The sequence below is a fragment of the Streptomyces sp. SLBN-31 genome (genome assembly GCF_006715395.1).
Lineage (GTDB): Bacteria > Actinomycetota > Actinomycetes > Streptomycetales > Streptomycetaceae > Streptomyces.
Window position 1 is genome coordinate 2,270,141 of the sequence record NZ_VFNC01000001.1, and the last position, 18,576, is coordinate 2,288,716.

Sequence of the window (18,576 nt, forward strand, 5' to 3'; positions counted from 1 at the left end):
GCGCCGTGAGCGGTCAGGTCTGCGGTTGCCGCCGCCTGTGTGCGTTGTGCCAGGCGACGGCGCGGCGGATCTCCGGTTCGTGCAAGCCGGTGCGGCAGGAGAGCTGGGCGAGCGTGCGTACGGGCGTACCGCTGGTCAGCGCTCGGGTGATCTTCGCGGCCCACAGCTCCTCTTCCACATAGGGACGGTGCCGGTAACGATCCCGGACCATCTGGAAGTGGGCGTCGCTGCACGCGGTGATCCGGCGCAGGCCGTCGAACCAGTCGTTGCGAGGGTCAGCGGAGGAGGAGTCGGGAACGTAGCCGCTGACCGCCTCGTGCTCCGGGAAGGTTCGGGCACACAGGTCGCACAGCTCCAGAGGGAGCCGCCGTGCGGGCGTCGCGGAGTTCTTCTTGCGCTTCCACATCCTGAACGCGGTCACGGATGGAAAGTTGCCCGGCGTGCGGACGCCAAACCCAAGGGAACGGGAAGCGGGCCCGGTGTCTTCCCGGACGACCGCGCCGCTCGCCGAAGACAGCGTTTCGCGCGATGGCCCGCCGGAAACCCCGTCCGATGCCCTCTACACCGGTGAAAGGAACGTCATGACCGTCACCGAGGACATGCTCAGTGCCCACCCGGCCGTCAAGGACGACGTCGACCGTGATGCCCTCGCGGCCTGCATCGACCGATGCCTGCAATGCGTGCAGGCCTGCACGGCGTGTGCCGACGCCTGCCTGGCGGAGGACATGGTGGCGGAGTTGCGCCGGTGCGTGCGCACCGACCTCGACTGTGCCGACATCTGCGACGCTACGGCCCGGATCCTGTCCCGTCGTACCGGGCACGACGCCCGTGTCGTCCGCGACATCGTCGCCGCCTGCGCGGCCGCCTGCCAAGCCTGCGCCGACGAGTGCGAGCGGCATGCCCATCGTCACGAGCACTGCGCCGTGTGCGCCGAGGCCTGCCGCCGCTGCGAGCAGGCCTGCCGTGCACTGCTCGGATGATGTTTCGGACCGGGAGGCCGGGAAACCCTGAGCAGGCACGACTGGGGAAAGGGTCCCAGGATGCCCACACGTGAGGACGTACTGGACCTGCTGAGAAGCGGGGGCACGTACGAGGACATCGGTGACCGCCTCGGCATCCACCCCGGGCTGGCCTACATGATCGCCACGGGGCTGCCTGCCGACGGTGGCGACGTGCCGAGTCCGGAGGAACTGACGGGTCGTGAAGGCCTCCTGCCAGGCAGTAGCCAGCATCTGGTCAACCCGCCGACCGAGGTACCAACGCGGGATCCCACGGTGGAGCGGTGGCTGCGGGCACGCGCCGTGGCCGACGGGCCGATGCGCGAGGCGGCGGCCCGTCGCACCGCCCGGCCGCCGCAGCCGGCCGAGCAGGAGGCCGACGACGATCTGCTGACCGTACTGGTCCGGGACCACAACCAGATCAAGTACATCCAGGAGCAACTGGAGGCGGTGCCGGGCGTACGCCAGGGCGGCGGCGCCGAACAGCAGCAGCGACGGGTATCCCTCGTCGACATGATCCGTGAGCGGCTCGCCGTGCACGAAGCCGCCGAGGAAGAACACTTCTGGCCCGCGGTGCGCAAGGCGCTCCCGGACGGTGAGGACCTGGCGCGGCAGGGCCGCGGGCAGGAGCGGGAGGGCAAGGACCTGCTCGCGGCGCTGGAGGGCATGCCAGGTGACGACGACCAGTTCGACGAACTGGTCGAGAAGCTCGCCACGGCGCTGCGTAAGCATGTCGCCTTCGAGGACGCCGTCCTCCTGCGCTTGCAGGACACCTTGCCTCTCGAACAGTGGGAGAAGCTCGGGCGGCGCATCCAGCGGGCGAAACGGCGCGCGCCCACCCGTCAGCATCCCCACGCACCGGACACGCCCCCGTGGAACAAGCTCGGCGCGGTGACGGCGACGCCGCTCGACCGCGCCCGCGACGCACTCGGTCACCGGCCCGCCGAGCGGGAGGGCCAGGCCGAAGCCGGGGACGCAGCCGACGCGGACGGCAGGCCCGACGACGAACGCCGGTGAGTCCGGTGAACAAGCAGCGGTGCACGGCCGCCAGGGAAAGGAAGGCACCATGCGCAATCCGCTGATGCGGTGGCCACTGCTGCGCCAGGTCCGGCAGGGCGACCTGTTCGGCCGCGGAGTGGCGGCCAAGTCCGGCACCTCCGAGCGGCTGCGCCCGCGCACCGTGACCGCCGACAAGGTGGTGAAGTCCATCTGCCCTTACTGCGGTGTCGGCTGCGCCCAGAACATCTACGTCAAGGACAACAAGATCGTCCACATCGAGGGCGACCCCGACTCGCCCGTCAACCGCGGGCGGCTGTGCCCCAAAGGTGCCGCCACTCTTGAACTGTCGACGGGGCCGAGCCGCCGTTACCACGTCCTGTACCGCCGCCCGCACGGAACCGACTGGGAGCGGCTGCCGCTGGAGCAGGCACTCGACATGGTCGCCGACCGGGTGATCGAGACGCGCGCCCGCAGCTGGGAGTGGGAGAGCGAGGGCCGCCGTACCCGCCGCACGATGGGGATCGCCAGCCTTGGCGGCGCCACCCTCGACAACGAGGAGAACTACCTCATCAAGAAGCTGTTCACCTCGCTGGGCATCGTGCAGATCGAGAACCAGGCCAGGCTGTGCCACAGTGCCACCGTCGCCGGTCTGGGCACGTCCTTCGGCCGGGGCGGCGCCACGACGTGCATGCAGGACATGCAGCACTCCGACTGCATCGTCATCGAGGGCTCCAGCTTCGCCGAGGCCCACCCGGTGGGCTTCCAGTGGGTCATGGAAGCCAAGGCCCGTGGAGCCACGGTCATCCACGTCGACCCGCGCTTCACCCGCACCAGCGCGCTCGCGGACATCCATGTGCCGATCCGGGCCGGCAGCGACATCGCCTTCCTCGGCGGGATCATCCGGTACGTCCTGGAGAACGACAAGTGGTTCCGCGACTACGTGCTGAACTACACCAACGCCTCCACCATCGTCACCGACGACTATGAGGACACCGAAGACCTGGGTGGCCTCTTCGCCGGGCTGCACGAGGAGGAGACGGCCTACGAGAACGACATCTGGCAGTACGAGGGCTTCCAGAGCCACCCCGAACAGCAGCAGAGCGAACGGGAGTACAAGGAGCGGCTGGAGGCCGTCAAGAGCGCCGGGCACGCCGAGTCGCACGGCTCGGGCGGCGCGGGCATGCACGGCTCACCGCACCGGGACCCGTCGCTGGAGAACCCGCGCTGCGTGCTCAACCTGCTGCGCCGCCACTTCGCCCGCTACACCCCCGAAGAGGTGGAGCGCACCTGCGGCATCCCCCAGAGCCTGTTCCGGCGCGTGTGCGAGACCATCACCGAGCGCTCCGGGCCTGACCGCACCACCGCCTTCGCCTACGCGGTCGGCTGGACGCAGCACACGGTCGGTTCGCAGTTCATCCGCGCCGCCTCGGTGCTGCAGCTGCTGCTGGGCAACATCGGCCGCCCGGGCGGCGGCATCCAGGCTCTGCGTGGACACGCCTCCATCCAGGGCTCCACCGACGTGCCCACGCTGTTCAACCTGCTCCCCGGCTACCTGCCGATGCCGCACGCCTACGATCACCAGTCGCTCGACGAGTACGCGTCGGGGGAGGAGCCGGAGAAGGGCTACTGGGGCGACATGCGTGCGTACATGGTGAGCCTGCTCAAGGCGTGGTTCGCCGGCGCGGCGCACGCCGGTAACGACTACTGCTGGGACTACCTGCCCCGGCTGACCGGCAGCCACAGCACCTACGAGACGGTCATGGCCCAGCTGGAGGGCACCTGCAAGGGCTACTTCCTGATGGGTGAGAACCCCGCCGTGGGCTCGGCCAACGCCAAGATGCAGCGGATGGCGATGGCCAACCTCGACTGGCTTGTAGTGCGCGACTTCTCCCTCATCGAGTCGGCGACCTGGTGGAAGGACGGTTCGGAGATCGACACCGGGGAACTGCGCACCGAGGACATCGGCACCGAGGTGTTCTTCTTCCCGGCCGCCTCGCACACCGAGAAGAACGGCGCGTTCACCAACACCAACCGGCTTCTGCAGTGGCACTACGCGGCGAAGGAACCGGACGGCGAGGCCCGCAGCGACCTGTGGTTCATGTACCACCTGGGCCGCAAGATCCGGCAGAAGCTGGCCGGCTCCACCGAGGAACGCGACCGCCCGTTGCTGGATTTGACTTGGGACTACCCCACCGAGGGCACGCTGGAGGAGCCCAAGGCCGAGGCGATCCTGGCCGAGATCAACGGCTACGACGCCGAGGGCAGCCCGCTCGCCTCCTATGAGCAGCTCAACGACGACGGCTCGACCGCCTGCGGCTGCTGGATCTACTGCGGCAGCTACGCCGACGGCGTCAACCAGACCGCACGACGGGTGCCCGCCAAGGACCAGAACTGGCTGGGCCCCGAGTGGTGCTGGGCCTGGCCCGCCAACCGCCGCATCCTGTACAACCGCGCCTCGGCCGACCCCGACGGCAAACCGTGGAGCGACGACAAGGCCCTGGTGTGGTGGGACGAGGACAAGGCCCTGTGGACGGGCCACGACATCGCCGACTTCAAGGCGACCAAGAGCCCGTACTACCGCCCGCCGAAGGGCGCGACCGTGGCGGAGGCGCTGGCCGGCAACGACCCGTTCATCATGCAGGCGGACGGCAAGGGCTGGCTCTACGTGCCCGCCGGCCTCGTCGACGGGCCGATGCCGACCCACTACGAGCCCCAGGAGTCGCCCGTCGCGAATCCGATGTACCACCAGCAGCGCAACCCCGTCCGCGAGGTCTTCACCCACGAGTACAACCGCTACCACCCGAGCGGTCGCGAACCGGGAGCCGAGGTGTTCCCGTACGTGGTGACCACCTACCGGCTGACCGAGCACTTCACCGCCGGCGGCATGTCCCGCTGGTCGTCCTACCTGTCCGAGCTGCAACCGGAGATGTTCTGCGAGCTCTCTCCGGAACTCGCCGAGGAGCGGGGCCTCGAACACGGAGGCTGGGCCACGATCGTCACGGCCCGCAACGCCATCGAGGCCCGGGTGATGGTGACCTCGAGGATCGCGACGCTGACGGTCGACGGCCGCACGGTCCACCAGATCGGGCTGCCGTTCCACTGGGGCACCAACGGCTACACCCAGGGCGACTCCGCCAACGACCTCACCTCCATCGCCCTCGACCCCAATATCCACATCCAGGAGGTGAAGGCGCTGACCGCCGACATCCGGCCCGGGCGTCGCCCGCGCGGCCCGGCCCGGGCGGAGCTGGTGCGCGAGTACCAGCGCCGTGCGGGCATCACCCCCGCCACCGGAACCGAGGTGATCTCATGACCGGCCCCACTCCCCGAAGCGGCGGTTGCGGCGGTGGCTGCGCGTGCGGCGGCCCCGCGCCCCAGGGCGCGGGCGGTGGCTGCGGCAGCGCGGGTGCGGGTGGCGACGGGGGACTGCTGAGCATCGGCCGCCGTCACGCGGACGGCACCGTCGGGCCCCTCGGCATGGCCGGGGTCCTGGGCGCTGCCGTGGGGGCCGGCGCCACCGCCGCCGTCGGCTCGGCCGCGACCACCGCCGAGCGCGGCGGCGGAGACGGCGGCTTCGGCAGCGGCCAGGACCCCGCCGCTGGCAGCGGCTACCGGTCAGCCCCGCCGCGCATGGGATTCTTCACCGACACGTCCGTGTGCATCGGATGCAAGGCGTGCGAGGTGGCCTGCAAGGAGTGGAACGCCATCCCGGAGGACGGCCTGACGTTCACCGGAATGTCGTACGACAACACGATCGGGCTCGGTGCCGACAGCTGGCGGCACGTCGCCTTCATCGAGCAGGACAAGCCGCTCGCCGGCCAGGTCACCGGAGGGGTGACGGGCGAGGACGCGCAGGGCATGCGCTGGCTGATGGCCTCCGACGTCTGCAAGCACTGCACCGAGGCCGCGTGCCTCGACGTGTGCCCGACCGGATCGCTCTTCCGCACGGAGTTCGGCACGGTCGTCGTCCAGGAGGACATCTGCAACGGCTGCGGCTACTGCGTGCCCGCCTGCCCCTACGGCGTCATCGACCAGCGGCACGGCGACGGACGGGTGTGGAAGTGCACCCTGTGCTACGACCGGCTCGAAGTCGGCCAGCAACCCGCCTGCGCCAAGGCATGCCCCACCGACTCGATCCAGTTCGGGCCCTTGGACGAACTGCGCGAGCGGGCCGCGCTGCGCGTGGACCAGTTGCACGAGGCTGGCGTCACCGAGGCCCGCCTGTACGGGCACGACCCGCAGGACGGGGTCGGTGGCGACGGCGCGTTCTTCCTGCTGCTGGACGAACCGGAGGTGTACGGGCTGCCCCCGGACCCCGTCGTCACCACCCGTGACCTGCCCAGGATGTGGAAACTCACGGCGGTCGCCGCCGTCTCACTGGCGGCGTCGGTGGCCGCCGCGTTCGCAAGGAGGGCCGGCCGATGAGCGATGCCCGGATCACCCCGGACGGTCTGCGGGGCGGGCGCCCCGGCCGGGAGGCTCCCACCGGGACCAACGTTCCGGCGGGCGGCGGTGGACCGCGCCGCAAGCGGCGCGGGAAGCGCAGGGACAAGGAGCCGGAGTTCCGTTCGTACTACGACCTTCCGGTCATCAACAAACCGGTGTGGGAGTCACCGGACATCCCCGGCTACCTCTTTCTCGGCGGCCTCGCCGGCGCCGGGGCCCTGATCGGCGCCGCCGCACACGCCACCAGTCGTCCCGTGTTGAGCCGGGCGAGCAAGGTAGCCGCCGCTTCGGCCGGCCATCTGTCGCTGGTGGCGCTCGTCCACGACCTCGGACGGCGCGGGCGCTTCCTGAACATGTTGCGGGTGTTCAAGGTGACGTCGCCGATGAGCGTCGGCTCCTGGCTGCTGGCCGGATTCGTGCCCTCGGCCAGCGTCGCCGCCCTGTGCGACGTGACCGGGGTGGCGCCGGCGCTCGGCGCGTTGACCACCACGGGTTCGGCCGTGCTGGGCGGCCCGGTGGCCGCCTACACCGCGGCGCTGATCTCCAACACCGCCGTGCCGGCCTGGCACGAGGGCCAGCGCTGGATGCCGTTCGTCTTTGTCAGCAGCGGCCTGTCCGCCGCCTCCGGGCTGGGACTGATGGCCGCGCCCCCGGCCGAGACCCGGCCGCTGGTGCCGCTCGCCGTGGGTGGTGGACTGGCGGAGGTCGTCCTGGTCAAGGCCATGGAGGAGCGCGGCGGAGTGGTCAAGGAGGCCTACCAGAGCGGGCCGGCCAAGAAGTTCCTGCGGGCCGCGGAGATCCTCACGGTGGGCGGCGCGCTGCTGGCCGCGACCAGCGGGCGCAGCCGCTCCCGGGCCGTGGCCGGGGGTGCCGCCCTGCTCGCCGGTTCCGCGCTGACCCGGTTTGGGATCTTCCATGCGGGTCTGATCTCAGCTGAGGACCCGAAATACACCGTCGTACCTCAGCGGGAACGCCTGCAGAGTGAGGCGGACGCCGGATGAACCGGCTGTGGACGCCGGTGCAGGACGACCATGACGCGATCTGGCGCCTGCTGGACCGGATCACGGTGGCTCGGGCACACCGGAGCCCGACACCGGCACACAGCGTCGCCTGGCCCGTCGGCTCGTCGCTCTGCAGTCGGCACACGAGTTCGCCGAGGAGATCGTCCTGTGGCCGGCGGTGCTCAGGCACTGTCCAGCCGGCGATGCGCTGGTCACCACGGCGCTGGAGCAGGAACGGCAGCTCAAGCGGACGCTTGAGGAACTCGCCCATATCTCGCCCGGGAGCCAGGAGTTCACGCAGTGCGTCAACACCCTCGCCGGGCTCAACCGCACGCACCTGACCTATGAGGAGAACCAGGTCTGGCCCCGCCTGCAGGACGGGCTCACCGCACGTGACACCGTCCGGCTCGCCCGTCAGTGGAGTGGTGCCCGCCGCCGTGCCCCGACCCGGCCTCACCCTCGCCTGGCGGCCCGGCCCGTGGTCCTCGGCACGGTCGGGCTGGCGGTGGCGGTGGTGGACCGCACCCGCGATGGACTGACGGCACGGTAGACGCGGACACCCCGCCATCCGCGGGGTGTCCGCGTCTACCGTGCCGTCAGCCGGCCAGGAGGCTGCGGCGCAGAAGCGCACAGGATCGGTTGAGGAGCCGTGACACGTGCATCTGTGAGATGCCGACGATGTCCCCCACCTCCCGCTGAGTCAGGGCGTTGAAGAAGTACAGGCACACCACGGCCCGTTCTCGCTCCGGCAGCTTCGGCAGGGCCGAGCCCAGCGCCACCATGTCGGTGACCAGGTCCAGGCGGGGGTCCTCCGTGCCGAGGGTCGTCGCCAGCGAAGCGCTCCTGCCGGGGCCGCGTTGCTCGTCCATCGAGACGAGACGGCGAGCCTGGTCGGCCCGCAGGGCGAGCCTGATGTCCTCCTCGTCGATCCCCGTGAGGTTCTTCAGGTCGCCTACGGTGCCGCCCCGGCCGTCCCCGGACCGGCGTATCTCCTCCTGGGCCCGGCGGACCTCACGGTGTTTTTCTTGCACCCGGCGTGGCACGTGGACCTGCCACGTGTGGTCGCGCAGGTGGCGTTTGACCTCACCGTCGATCGTGGGCACGGCGTACGACAGAAAGGCGTGCCCACGGGAAGGGTCGAAGCGGTCCACGGCCTTGACCAGTCCCAGGCACGCCACCTGGTAGAGGTCTTCCCGGTTCTCGGGAGGGCAGCCGTAGCGACGGGCGATCCGGCGGGCCACCGGCAGGAAGGCGATGATGGCATGTTCCCGCAGGGATTCACGCTCCGGCCCGGGCGGGCAGGCGGCCATGCGGTGAACGAGCTGTTCCTCGGGTGTCCGGTCGCCGGGGGCCTGCTGCCGAGGAGACGGCGCGGTGTCGTGGGGGGTGGCGGAAACGTTCATGGCGCGTTCACTCTCGCTCGATCCGCGGGGCCGGGCGGCCCCGCGCGAACCATGGGTTGCGACCTCTGGGCGAGAAGCGAGTTCCCCACCTAATTTGTCCTATGCAAAGGTTCTTGCTCTTCTCTCGGAGATCCGGCGGGTGGCCGCAACTCCGCCACCCGCTACGTGCCGGTGTTTGGACATCGCGGGCCGGGACAACCCGCTTGGGTGACCGCGACACCACGGAGCCCGCAACGGCGACAGGCACCCGTCGGCGACGCTCGCCGGGTCCTGATCGTCAGCGCGAGCATGGGCGCCGGACACGACACAGTGGCTGCGGAACTCGCCCGCCGCGCGCGGCAGTACGGCCAAGAACCGTACGTCGTCGACATTCTCCGGCTGCTGCCGTACGGCCTGGGCACCGGTCTGCGCCACTTCTATCAGGCGTCGGTACGGCACTTCCCCTGGGTGTACGAGGGTTTGTACCGGGCCTTCCTGCGTCCGGGAAACGGGGTCCGTCCCAGCGGGGTCCCGCTGGCTCGGCTGGCCGCCGACCGGCTGACGGAACTGGCCGACCGCACCGGGGCGGATGTCGTCGTGCCGGTCTTCCACCTCGCCGCGCAGCTGACCGGCCATCTCAGGTCCCGGGGGCGGCTGCTGGTACCGAGCGCCGTGTTCGTTACCGACTTCGCGGTCCACCGGCAGTGGCTGCATCCCGGCAACGACCGCTACCTCTGCCTCACCGACGACGTGGCGCGTGAGGTGCGCGCCGGCGTGAACGCGCCCGCCGACACGACGGGCCCGGTCGTCGCACTGGAGTTCTTCGCCCCGACCCCCGGCGCGCGGCGGTGGCGGCGGGAATGGCACCGACACGCCCCCGGCCGAACGCCGGTCCTGCTGTCCGCAGGAGCCTGGGGCGCCGCCTCCCGGCCGCACGAGAGCGTCCGGCTGCTGGCCGCGGCCGGGTACCTGCCGGTTGTCCTGTGCGGCCGCAACGAACGCCTTCGCCGGCGGCTGACCGGCCTCCCCGGCACCCTGGCGCTGGGCTGGGTCGCCGACATGCCCGGCCTGCTGCGCGCCGCCCACGCCCGGGCCGACAACGCCGCCGGACAGACCGCCGTGCAGGCACTCGCCGCGGGCCTGTCCGTGGTCGGCTACCGCCCGCTGCCGGGCCACGGCGCGGACGGCGTCCTGCGCATGGCCGCGCTCGGCCTGTCGGAGATCGCCGCGGACGAGGCCGGCCTACTGGGGGCGCTCGAGCGCCTGCCGGTGTCCGGCAGGCGCCCGCCGACGCCGCGTGGCCCAGGGCCGTGCGCTGTTCCGGGGCGACGCCCTGGCCCAGGCGATCGACCTCGCCCGCGCCGCACCGGGCAGATGGGCGCCGTTTCGCGGGCGGCCGCTTGACCGCGGCTCGCGCGAGAGCCAGAGGACGGGGACCGCACCGCGCCGCAGGCGGAGGCCCACCGTGCGGACGGCCGACGGCGTTCGGGAGGATCGGCCGCACTACCGGGCCGCAGGGGATGCGTCATCCGCAGCAAGTGCGACTCGCGGAGACGGCCGTGCTACCGCGGCCTGGGGGCCTGCGGGCGGGCGGTGCGCCAGGTGACCACGGCGAAGGCTGTGGCGACGACGACATCCGCGAGGGCAGCCGTGCGCCAGCGGCCGTTGCACAGCGCCAGGCCGGCCATGGTCGCGGCGTGCAGAGCGTCCGGTACGGCTCCCCAGACTGCCGGGAAGGTTCCGCGGGCCACGGCACATCCCTGCAGGACATGCCGCGCGCCCAGAGCGCGCGCCGTCGTGCGGCTCGCCAGGGTCGGCGGAGTACGTGAGCAGCGGTGCAGGACGGTGTCCGGAAACAGGACGAGCACCGTTCCCCAGGCGATGCGGACGGCGGGTGTGGACACCATGGTGGGAAGCTCCTCGTAGTGAGAGGGGGAATGCCGTAGCCGCTACGGACGCCGGTTCAGTTCGGCGGGCTGGTGACAGCCGAGTGACTGTCGACTACTTCGGCCGTCACGGCGTCGACCTGGTAGGTGATCGTCGGGGCCGACTGCACAGTGGCCACGGTGACGGACCAGACCGTCCGGTCATCCTGCCCCTTCTCCAACGCGACATCGGTCACCTTGCCGAAATGCGGGTCCTTCGTCGCAGTGGAGGCCACCTTGTCGACCGCCTCCTCGGGAAGCAGCTTCGCCGAGCTCGCCAGCGCCGCGGTGCTCTTCCTGCCCTGCGCGGACTGCCCGGTCTTGTCGGACGTGCTCAGCAGCCGTCCCAAAGTAGCGTCCACGCGCACGACATGCACGGTTCCGTCACGGGTGGCGACACGCGTGAGCCAGACCGGTTCCGGTGCGGAGACCCGGCGCAGGCCCACCGACAGCAGCCGGCTGTCGGGCACCTCGTCGAGCGCCTTGCGCACGGCACGGTCGTATCGCACCTGGACCTGCTGCAGCACCTCGGGCCGACGGCCAGGCGGCGGGCCACTGCACCCGGCCAGGAGCGCGCCGGCGATGACGAGCGCCGCCGCGACAAACCCGGGGCGGGTGTACCGTCGTGCTTTCTTCGGTACCGGGCCGACCACCTCTACCACCTGCCTTTCTGAACCATCCGCTGCCCGCGCGGAAGGCCATGGGAGAACCGCACACCTGGGGGTACGCCGACTGACGCGTCGGGAAACCTTCGCGCCGACGCTGTCGGCACCGGGTTCAGGCCTCCTCTCCCGCAGCGGCCTCGGCCGGTGAAGGCCGCTGGAAGGTGGCGTACAGCCACCACAAGGAGGGGACCAGCAGCAGCGATCCCACCGCTGTCGCTGCCAGGCAGGCGACCAGCACGCTGTCCTGGGACCTGGCCTGTGCCACTGTCGTGCTCGACACCAGTAGGTACGGGTACTGGGCGGCGCCCCACGCCCACAGGATGGCGCCGACCGCGAGCGCCGCGGACACACGCGCGGCGGTGAAGTGGTGCCGCGCCAGCAGCACGAGTTCGCTCAGGCCGCAGACCGCGCTGAGAACGACCAGGGGCAGCGCCCGGTGGGTGAGCGCGTGAAACAGGAATGGCGCGTCGGCGTGCAGCACCGCGATGCCGGCCAGCGCCACCGCTCCGCTGACGAGTCCGGAGCCGACCGCCCGGCGCCGGAGGCCGCTCACCAGGTCCGTGTCACGGGCGCGGGCCGCGTCGGCGCACAGGTAGACCGCGGTGAGGTGGGAGCAGGTGAGGACGGCGAGGACACCACCGAGTACGGACGTGGGGTTGAGCCAGCTGGTCAGGGCGTCGCCCGCCGCCATGCCGGGTGGCACCCGCCCGGAGGCGATGCCGCCCGCGACGGTGCCGAGGAAGAACGGCGTGACGACGGAGGACACCGTGAAACAGGCGCCGAACAGGCGCTGCTGCCACAACTGGTCGCTGGCCTTGCGGAAGGCGAAGGCGGCGCCGCGGGCGATGATGCCCAGCGCGGTCAGCGTGAGGGACACGTAGAGGGTCGACAGCACAGCGGCGAACCCTCCGGAGAACGCCGACCACAGGAGCACGACCACGAAGATCAGCCACACGTGATTGGCCTCCCAGACGGGACCGATGCTGTGCTCGATCAGCTGACGCTGCGCACGCCCGCGGCGCGGACCGCCGGCCAGTAGATCCCACAGGCGCGCACCGAAGTCCGCCCCGCCGAATAAGGCGTAACAGGTCAGCCCGGTCCACATCACCGCGAGCATCACGTCTGCGAGCACCATCACCTCCACACGGCCGGGTCAGACGACGGGGTAGTGCCGGACATCGCTCTCCTGGGGTGCGACGGGTACGGGCGTCGACGGGGCGACTCTGCGCAGCACGTACAGGGTGGCGGCGGTCATGGCCGCGTACACGGCGAGCACCAGCCACAGGCCCAGCATGAGTCCGGGCGCCGGATTGACCGCGTCGCGCACGTTCATCAGGCCCCCGACGATCCAGGGCTGGCTGCCGAGTTCGGTGACGGTCCAGCCGCACTCCAGCGCGACCACCGAAGCCGGACCGGCCAGGGCCGACGCCCACAGGAACAGACGCGGCCCCCCGGAGGCCAGGACGCTCCTGCCTCCACGGCGGCGGCCGAGCCACCAGGCCACGGCCAGCCACAGGCCCAGGGCCAGCAGGAAGAAGCCGACGAGGACCATCAAGTTGAAGGCCAGGTGGACGCCGGTGACGGGCGGCCGCTGGGCGGGTGGTGTCAGGTCCAGTCCTTTCACGACCGTGTCCGGGTCGTAGCCTACGAGCAGGGAGAGGTCGTCAGGAACCTCCAGGCCGTACTTCAGGCCGTGGTCGCCCGCGACACCTCCGAGGGTGAGCGGCACGTGGGAACCAGTGACGTAGACGCCCTCGGCGGCCGCGAGCTTGGTGGGCTGGTAGTCCGAGAGGAACCGGGCCGCCCAGTCGCCGACGAAGCTCTGGAACGGCGTGACGATCGCGCCCAGCGCGAACGGGATCAGGAAACCCGCCCGGTGGTAGGCGTCGTCGCGCCCCCGGATCAGGGCGGACGGCGTACACGCTCGCCGTGAGGAACGAGGCGACCATGAGGGCCGCGAGGATCATGTGGACCGTTTCCGGCGGACTGGCCGGGTTGAGCATGGCCGCCCAGGGATTGACGCGCATGAACCAGCCCCGTGGCGCACGGTGACGCCGCGGGGCTGGTTCATCCACGCGTTGGCGCACACCACGAAGAACGCGGAGGCGGTACCCGCGACGACGACCGGAACACCGGTGAGCAGATGCCGCAGAGGGGACATCCGGTCCCAGGCATAGAGGTAGATCCCGTGGAAGATCGCTTCGATGAAGAAGGCGAAACCCTCCAATGCGAACGGCAGGCCGATCACCTGGCCGTAGCTGCCCATGAACCCGGCCCACAGCAGGCCCATCTCGAAGCTGAGGATGGTGCCGGAGACGGCGCCGACGGCGAAGAGCACGCCCATGGCCCGCGCCCAGCGCCGCGCGAGCAGCCGTAGGGCCGGGTCGCCGGTGCGCCAACCACGCCACTCGGCGATCAGGGTGAGCAGCGGCAGTCCGACACCGAGTCAGGCTACGACGATGTGCCAGGCCAGCTAGAACCCCATCTGCGCTCGCGCAGCCAGCAGGTCTCCCGGCGACGCGGGCGCGGCCCACACCGTCGCCCAGACTCGGGCGGAAGGACCGGGCAGGGACACGGGGGTGCTCCACGGGGTCGGGGGCCGTGACGGCTGGCTCGGGCGGATGGTCGCCGCCCGGAGTATCCCGGCAGGCACGCGCCGAAACGGCACCCTCACCGCGGACAGTGGAACCCGGCGGGCACTCATCCCGGAGCCTGGCGTGTCGCCGGGCGCACGAAGGCTGGCGCCGTGTGCGCACACGGCGCCAGCCTCCGTGAATGGTTCCTCTGTGATGTGCTGTTGGATATCGACCGCAAGCCGGTCGGGCCGGCCCACGCCCGTCAGCGGTGCGGGCCGGCTGGGTGTTCAGGAACGGCCGCGCGCCATCGCCGTCGTCATGAGTCCGAGGATCACGGCGACTGCCCCCGTGATGGTGTTGCTGACGATGGTGCCCGTCGTCGCCGAGGCGTTCTGCACCACCCAGGGGGCGATGATCGCCCAGGCGCCGATAGCGGCGGCGGCCCAGCCCATGCCGAAGGTGCGCTCGAAGACCGAGCCGAAGCCCAGGGCCAGGACGGCCAGGGCGATACCGGTGACGAGGTTGCTGACGGCCAGCGGGTTGCCGCTGAAGCCGACGACCCAGGGGGAGATCGCCAGATACAGGCCGGTCAGCAGGGTCAGGCCCTCCGTCGCCTGTGCGGACGGCTTCGCCGAGACCTCGGCGGCACGGACCCGCATGGCCCGAATGTCGGGATGTTCCTCGATACGTGGGTGCATGGTCACCAAAGCCACCTGCTCTCTTTCTCTTGGGGCTCTTTGCCTACCTCTCGCGTATCCACCCAGAGCGAGCGGAATCATGGCACAGTGCAATTATTTTTTTGCTCTTTCCTGCTGTACCCCTGGTCCGCCAAGGTGCCGTGGTGACCACTGGAACCGCCCTGGAGGAGCGCCGCAAGGGTGGATCCGGCCTTGATCGGTAACAGCGGATTCCGTGGGTCGCTTCTTGTGATCGTTGCATTCTCTAAAGGGTCGGCCAGACCATGCACGAGAGGAGCGCCGCAGGTTCAGCCCGATGGTGTCGGTGGCGGGCGTCGCCGCGGCGGGCGTCGCGGCGGCGGTGATGCGCTCGCGCCGGGAGCCGGAACTGGCCAGCGTGCACTCGATCGCGGAGGTGCCGCAGCGGGTGTCGCTGCGCCCGGTGCCGTGTCCCGTGCGTCCGCTGCAGGCGGCGGTGTCGTGTATGTCGGCGGTTGCCGGGGCGCGCATCGGTGGGTGACCTGTACGAGGTGGTTGCCTCGCCGCACGAAATCCGGGGGGGGCATCGTCGGGAGGTACCGGGCAAGAGGTCGGCCACGGGGGTGGCCGGCGCCTTCCGGTAGACGGCCCACGGCGAGCCCGATATCGCCGGGCTCGGCGAGCGTCTGGAGCGCAGTGGGGCCTGGGAGCCGGAGCGGGAGGAGTTCGTCACCGCTTTGCCGGCCGGATCGGCGAGCCCCAGGAGGTCGCCTAACGCCAGGGAAACTACACCCGTGCGGCGTAGCCGGCACCGACCCGGACATGCCGCGAAGGGCGGCCGCCGCCGACGAGCCCGGCAGGGAATAGACGGCCGTGGGTCAGCCGTCGCCTCCGACGCGCTCGCCGCCCTCCTTACCGTACGTTCGACTTCGACTTCGCCCGCGCGTTGGCGATCGTCTTCCAATTCCTCACCATCGTGCCGATGCGCGACATCGGAGAGGTCAAGGCGATCAGGCCGCCGTGAAGGTCGCGCTGTACATCCTCGCCTTCAGGTCGGCCCTATCCTCCTCGGCTCGACTCGCTCGCGAAATGACACGACCATGCGGGACCGCTGTGATTGAGGATGCCCCAGGGGGGTACTTCCAGGGCTCCGCGACATGGAAAGGACTGATGGGCGGATGGCGGTAGGACGGGACCCTTTGGTGCGACACCCCCATACCTCCGGGCCAAGGCCGTGAGCGGATTCACGGCGGCATTGTCCCTGCTCGGCGTAGTGCTGCTTTCGATTGCTGCACTGTACGGGGTGGGCTGGATCCTGCGGGTGTCGCGAGACCCGTTCGCGGCTCAGCCGTTCGGTTCGGGGCTGGAACCGGCCGAGCACGCGGTGAGCCGCTTCCACGTGCGCTGGTACGCGGTGACGATGCTGTTCCTGGCCTTCGACATGGAGATGGTCTTCATGTATCCGTGGACGCGGGTCATCTCTGTGATGGGGCCGAGCGCCGTGATCGAGATGTTCACGTTCCTGGCGATTCTGCTGGCCGGGGTGGTCTATGCCTGGCGGGAGGGCGCTCTGCGATGGGTCTGACCGCCTGGGCGCTGCGCGCCGCCGCCGAACGTCCCCGTGTCCTACTGGCGCCCATGCCGGGCTCCACTGAGCTGCGGGTAGCGGTTGAACGAGAGCTGCGTCGCCGGGATCTGCCGCTCGCGCTGACTCCTGCTGAAGCTGACATCCTGCTTGTCACGGGACTCGACTGGCCTGGCCTGAGGGCAGCGGTCGAAAGGTTGTGGCACGACATGCCCGCGCCCCGGTCCTGGTCTGCTGTTCGGACCGTCGGTGAGATCGCGTCGGCGCTCACCGCAGCCCAGTCTCGCCTCGCCACCTGCCCTGCGCCGGCTCCGCACGCCGTCGAGCACGGCAACGGCGACGGTCTCGAGGACCAGTTCGAAGGGGATCAGGAGCGGGCCAGCGGTGATGAGGACGCCGACGGGGACGGTCACCAGCCGCCGGAATCCGAGGAACACCAAGGCGAGCACACGGGGCAGGAGGAACAAGGGCACCAGGAGCACGACCACGGCGGGCAGGAGCATCAAGAGCACGACGACCACAGCGATCACAGCGGTGATGACGGTGGCCAGGAAGGCCACGGCGGTCACGGGCATGGAGAGATGAAGATGCCCGCCGGGTTGCCGATGGCCGACACCGGCCCCGACCGTGATGGTCTGGCCTTGGACCGGCTGCATGTCTCCCTCGGTCCGCTTCTCGCCGACTGGCCCGCCGGTCTCACCCTCCGCCTCACCCTCCAGGGCGATGTCATCCAGGAGGTGGAGACGGACAGCCTTGAGCTCAGCGGCGTGGTACCAGGCTCGTGGCCGTCCTTCTGGACGGAGCCATGGGCACGCGCTGCCGCCGGGGAGTACGTCAGCGTGGGCGAGGCTGCCCGGCGCCGGGCAGCCTCCCATCTGGACAGCCTGGGGCGGCTGCTCGCTGTTGCGGGCTGGTCTGCCATGGCCACCACCGCGCGACGCCTGCGCGACGACCTGCTTGACATGGCAGCCGGCGTCGAGCTGGAGCGGCGGGTACGCCAACTGTCCCGACAGATGGGGCGCTCCCATACGTTGCATTGGCTGACGCGCGGTCTGGGGCAGCTGTCCGCGGCGGACGCACGCGCCGCGGGGGTGGGCGGTCCGGCGGTACGGGCAGACGGGGACGTGTCTGCCCGCTATCGGCAGTGGCTGGCCGCGGTGGCAGAGGGCGTTGCCCGGCTGGAGGATGCCACGCCGCTCGATCCCAGCCGCGAGGAAGGTCCGCGTGGTCTGCCGGACGGGGCGCGCGCTCCGTCGGCTGCGCTGGTGGAAGTGCTGCCGGGGCTGCTGGAGGGCGCTGAGCTTGCTGCGGCACGGCTGATCGTGGCCAGCCTGGATCCGGATCCTGACGAGTTGGTGGCCCGGCCGCTGGAGGTGGCCGGTGGTTGAGAGCGCGCCGTGGTGGGGGCTCCTCATTGCCCCCGCTCTCCTGGTCCTGTTGGCGGTGCTCGCGAGGGCGGGTGACGCGCTGCTGGCCGCGGCGGAGGCCGGGCGGCCGGTCACGGTCGCGTCGGCGCTTCGTCCCCTGGTCGACGTACCGCGGCTGCTGGTGGCCCAGTCGCGCCGCATGCCGGCTCCGGACGTGCTGCTGTGGCGGATCGGCGTGGTGACGGTACCGGCTGCGGCCGTGCTGTCCGTGCTGGTGGTACCGCTCGGCCATCGGACACTCGCCGACCTCTCGGTGGGCGTGGTGTGGTTCAACGCCATGGAGGTGCTGACCTGGGCGGGGCTGTGGCTGGCCGGCTGGGGTCCGAACGCGGCGTTCTCCCTGATCGGTGGGTACCGGTTCATCGCCCAGGGCCTGGCCTATGAGCTGCCGCTGATGTTCGCCCTCATCACGCCCGCGACCGGGGCGCAGTCGCTGCGGGTCGGCGACATCGTCGCCGCCCAGCACGGTCTGTGGTTCGCGGTGTGGATGCCCCTTGCGTTCGTCGTCTACCTGGCTGGCGTGCTGGCCTTCAGTTTCCTGGGCCTGTTCGCGTATCCCGTCGGCACGGACATCGCGGGCGGTGTGCTCGGCGAGGCGGTGGGGGTGGACCGGCTGCTGTTGCGAACGGGCCGCTGGCTGTGGCTGACGGCCGGGTCCGCGATGGCGGTGCCGCTCTTCCTGGGCGGCGGCGAGGGTCCCGGACTGCCCGCCTGGGCCTGGTCCATGTTGAAGACGCTGGCGGTGCTCGCCGTGCTGGTGTGGGCCAGGCGGCGCCTGCCCGTCATCCGCGCCGACCGGTATGTGGAGCTGGCCTGGGTCGTCGTGCTTCCGTTGACGATTCTTCAGGCCCTGGCGCCGGCGCTGGTCGTGCTGAACCGCTAGAGCTGCAAAAAACAACAGTCATCACCGCGGAGT

At 70.7% G+C, this 18,576-nt stretch carries 16 protein-coding genes and 2 pseudogenes; 11 read left to right on the plus strand and 7 right to left on the minus strand.

What is annotated here, in order from left to right; all coding sequences use genetic code 11:
* Nucleotides 1-13: 13 nt before the first annotated feature.
* Nucleotides 14-406, minus strand: a complete 393-nt coding sequence (locus FBY22_RS10400; protein WP_142147512.1) for a hypothetical protein — start codon at nucleotides 404-406, stop codon at nucleotides 14-16.
* Between the two features lie 175 nt (nucleotides 407-581).
* Here FBY22_RS10400 and FBY22_RS10405 point away from each other — a divergent pair, with 175 nt between their 5' ends.
* From FBY22_RS10405 to FBY22_RS10430, 6 genes are all read left to right on the plus strand, one after another.
* A complete protein-coding gene (locus FBY22_RS10405) occupies nucleotides 582-980 on the plus strand; it encodes a four-helix bundle copper-binding protein (RefSeq protein WP_142147514.1) in 399 nt (132 codons plus the stop codon).
* Nucleotides 981-1,040: 60 nt separating this feature from the next.
* Nucleotides 1,041-2,015, plus strand: coding sequence for a hemerythrin domain-containing protein (locus FBY22_RS10410; protein ID WP_142144366.1), 975 nt, complete (start codon nucleotides 1,041-1,043; stop codon nucleotides 2,013-2,015).
* A gap of 49 nt (nucleotides 2,016-2,064) precedes the next feature.
* Entirely contained in the window at nucleotides 2,065-5,310 is a 3,246-nt protein-coding gene (gene fdh / locus FBY22_RS10415; RefSeq protein WP_142144368.1) for a formate dehydrogenase, read from the plus strand.
* 317 nt (nucleotides 5,311-5,627) lie between these two features.
* Nucleotides 5,628-6,422 carry a 4Fe-4S dicluster domain-containing protein gene (locus tag FBY22_RS10420; protein ID WP_260844975.1) on the plus strand — a complete coding sequence of 265 codons (795 nt, stop codon included), beginning with the start codon at nucleotides 5,628-5,630 and terminating at the stop codon, nucleotides 6,420-6,422.
* Complete coding sequence (nrfD, locus tag FBY22_RS10425) at nucleotides 6,419-7,444, plus strand: NrfD/PsrC family molybdoenzyme membrane anchor subunit (protein ID WP_142144370.1); 1,026 nt, start codon at nucleotides 6,419-6,421, stop codon at nucleotides 7,442-7,444. The genes FBY22_RS10420 and nrfD overlap by 4 nt, the downstream gene beginning before the upstream one ends.
* A 40-nt stretch (nucleotides 7,445-7,484) precedes the next feature.
* A complete protein-coding gene (locus FBY22_RS10430) occupies nucleotides 7,485-7,994 on the plus strand; it encodes a hemerythrin domain-containing protein (protein ID WP_142144371.1) in 510 nt (169 codons plus the stop codon).
* A gap of 46 nt (nucleotides 7,995-8,040) precedes the next feature.
* On the opposite strand, the gene FBY22_RS10435 is transcribed toward FBY22_RS10430, so the two are convergent.
* Nucleotides 8,041-8,847 (minus strand): sigma-70 family RNA polymerase sigma factor, encoded by an 807-nt coding sequence (locus tag FBY22_RS10435; protein WP_142144373.1) that lies wholly within the window; start codon nucleotides 8,845-8,847, stop codon nucleotides 8,041-8,043.
* A gap of 288 nt (nucleotides 8,848-9,135) precedes the next feature.
* Between FBY22_RS10435 and FBY22_RS10440 the strand changes: the two are divergent.
* A pseudogene (locus FBY22_RS10440) lies at nucleotides 9,136-10,183 on the plus strand (galactosyldiacylglycerol synthase); the annotation flags it as partial.
* A gap of 205 nt (nucleotides 10,184-10,388) precedes the next feature.
* Here FBY22_RS10440 and FBY22_RS10445 read toward each other — a convergent pair.
* The 5 genes and pseudogenes from FBY22_RS10445 to FBY22_RS10465 form a co-directional block, all read right to left on the minus strand.
* Nucleotides 10,389-10,733, minus strand: a complete 345-nt coding sequence (locus FBY22_RS10445; RefSeq protein ID WP_142144375.1) for a hypothetical protein — start codon at nucleotides 10,731-10,733, stop codon at nucleotides 10,389-10,391.
* A 56-nt stretch (nucleotides 10,734-10,789) separates the two neighbouring features.
* A complete protein-coding gene (locus tag FBY22_RS10450) occupies nucleotides 10,790-11,404 on the minus strand; it encodes a PepSY domain-containing protein (protein WP_142144377.1) in 615 nt (204 codons plus the stop codon).
* A gap of 124 nt (nucleotides 11,405-11,528) precedes the next feature.
* Nucleotides 11,529-12,548, minus strand: coding sequence for a cytochrome d ubiquinol oxidase subunit II (locus FBY22_RS10455; protein WP_142147517.1), 1,020 nt, complete (start codon nucleotides 12,546-12,548; stop codon nucleotides 11,529-11,531).
* Nucleotides 12,549-12,569: 21 nt separating this feature from the next.
* Nucleotides 12,570-13,850, minus strand: a pseudogene (locus tag FBY22_RS10460) (cytochrome ubiquinol oxidase subunit I).
* Nucleotides 13,851-14,279: 429 nt separating this feature from the next.
* Nucleotides 14,280-14,690 (minus strand): SPW repeat protein, encoded by a 411-nt coding sequence (locus FBY22_RS10465; RefSeq protein WP_142147519.1) that lies wholly within the window; start codon nucleotides 14,688-14,690, stop codon nucleotides 14,280-14,282.
* 295 nt (nucleotides 14,691-14,985) lie between these two features.
* Here FBY22_RS10465 and FBY22_RS45900 point away from each other — a divergent pair, with 295 nt between their 5' ends.
* The 4 genes from FBY22_RS45900 to FBY22_RS10485 all read left to right on the plus strand — a co-directional run bounded on the left by FBY22_RS45900 (nucleotide 14,986) and on the right by FBY22_RS10485 (nucleotide 18,543).
* On the plus strand, nucleotides 14,986-15,189 hold the full coding sequence (locus FBY22_RS45900) for a hypothetical protein (protein WP_399210859.1): 204 nt from the start codon (nucleotides 14,986-14,988) through the stop codon (nucleotides 15,187-15,189).
* Between the two features lie 693 nt (nucleotides 15,190-15,882).
* Complete coding sequence (locus tag FBY22_RS10475) at nucleotides 15,883-16,233, plus strand: NADH-quinone oxidoreductase subunit A (RefSeq protein WP_142144379.1); 351 nt, start codon at nucleotides 15,883-15,885, stop codon at nucleotides 16,231-16,233.
* Complete coding sequence (locus FBY22_RS10480) at nucleotides 16,224-17,621, plus strand: hypothetical protein (RefSeq protein ID WP_142144380.1); 1,398 nt, start codon at nucleotides 16,224-16,226, stop codon at nucleotides 17,619-17,621. Before FBY22_RS10475 ends, FBY22_RS10480 begins: the two co-directional genes overlap by 10 nt.
* On the plus strand, nucleotides 17,614-18,543 hold the full coding sequence (locus tag FBY22_RS10485) for an NADH-quinone oxidoreductase subunit H (protein ID WP_142144382.1): 930 nt from the start codon (nucleotides 17,614-17,616) through the stop codon (nucleotides 18,541-18,543). Before FBY22_RS10480 ends, FBY22_RS10485 begins: the two co-directional genes overlap by 8 nt.
* Nucleotides 18,544-18,576 lie beyond the last annotated feature (33 nt).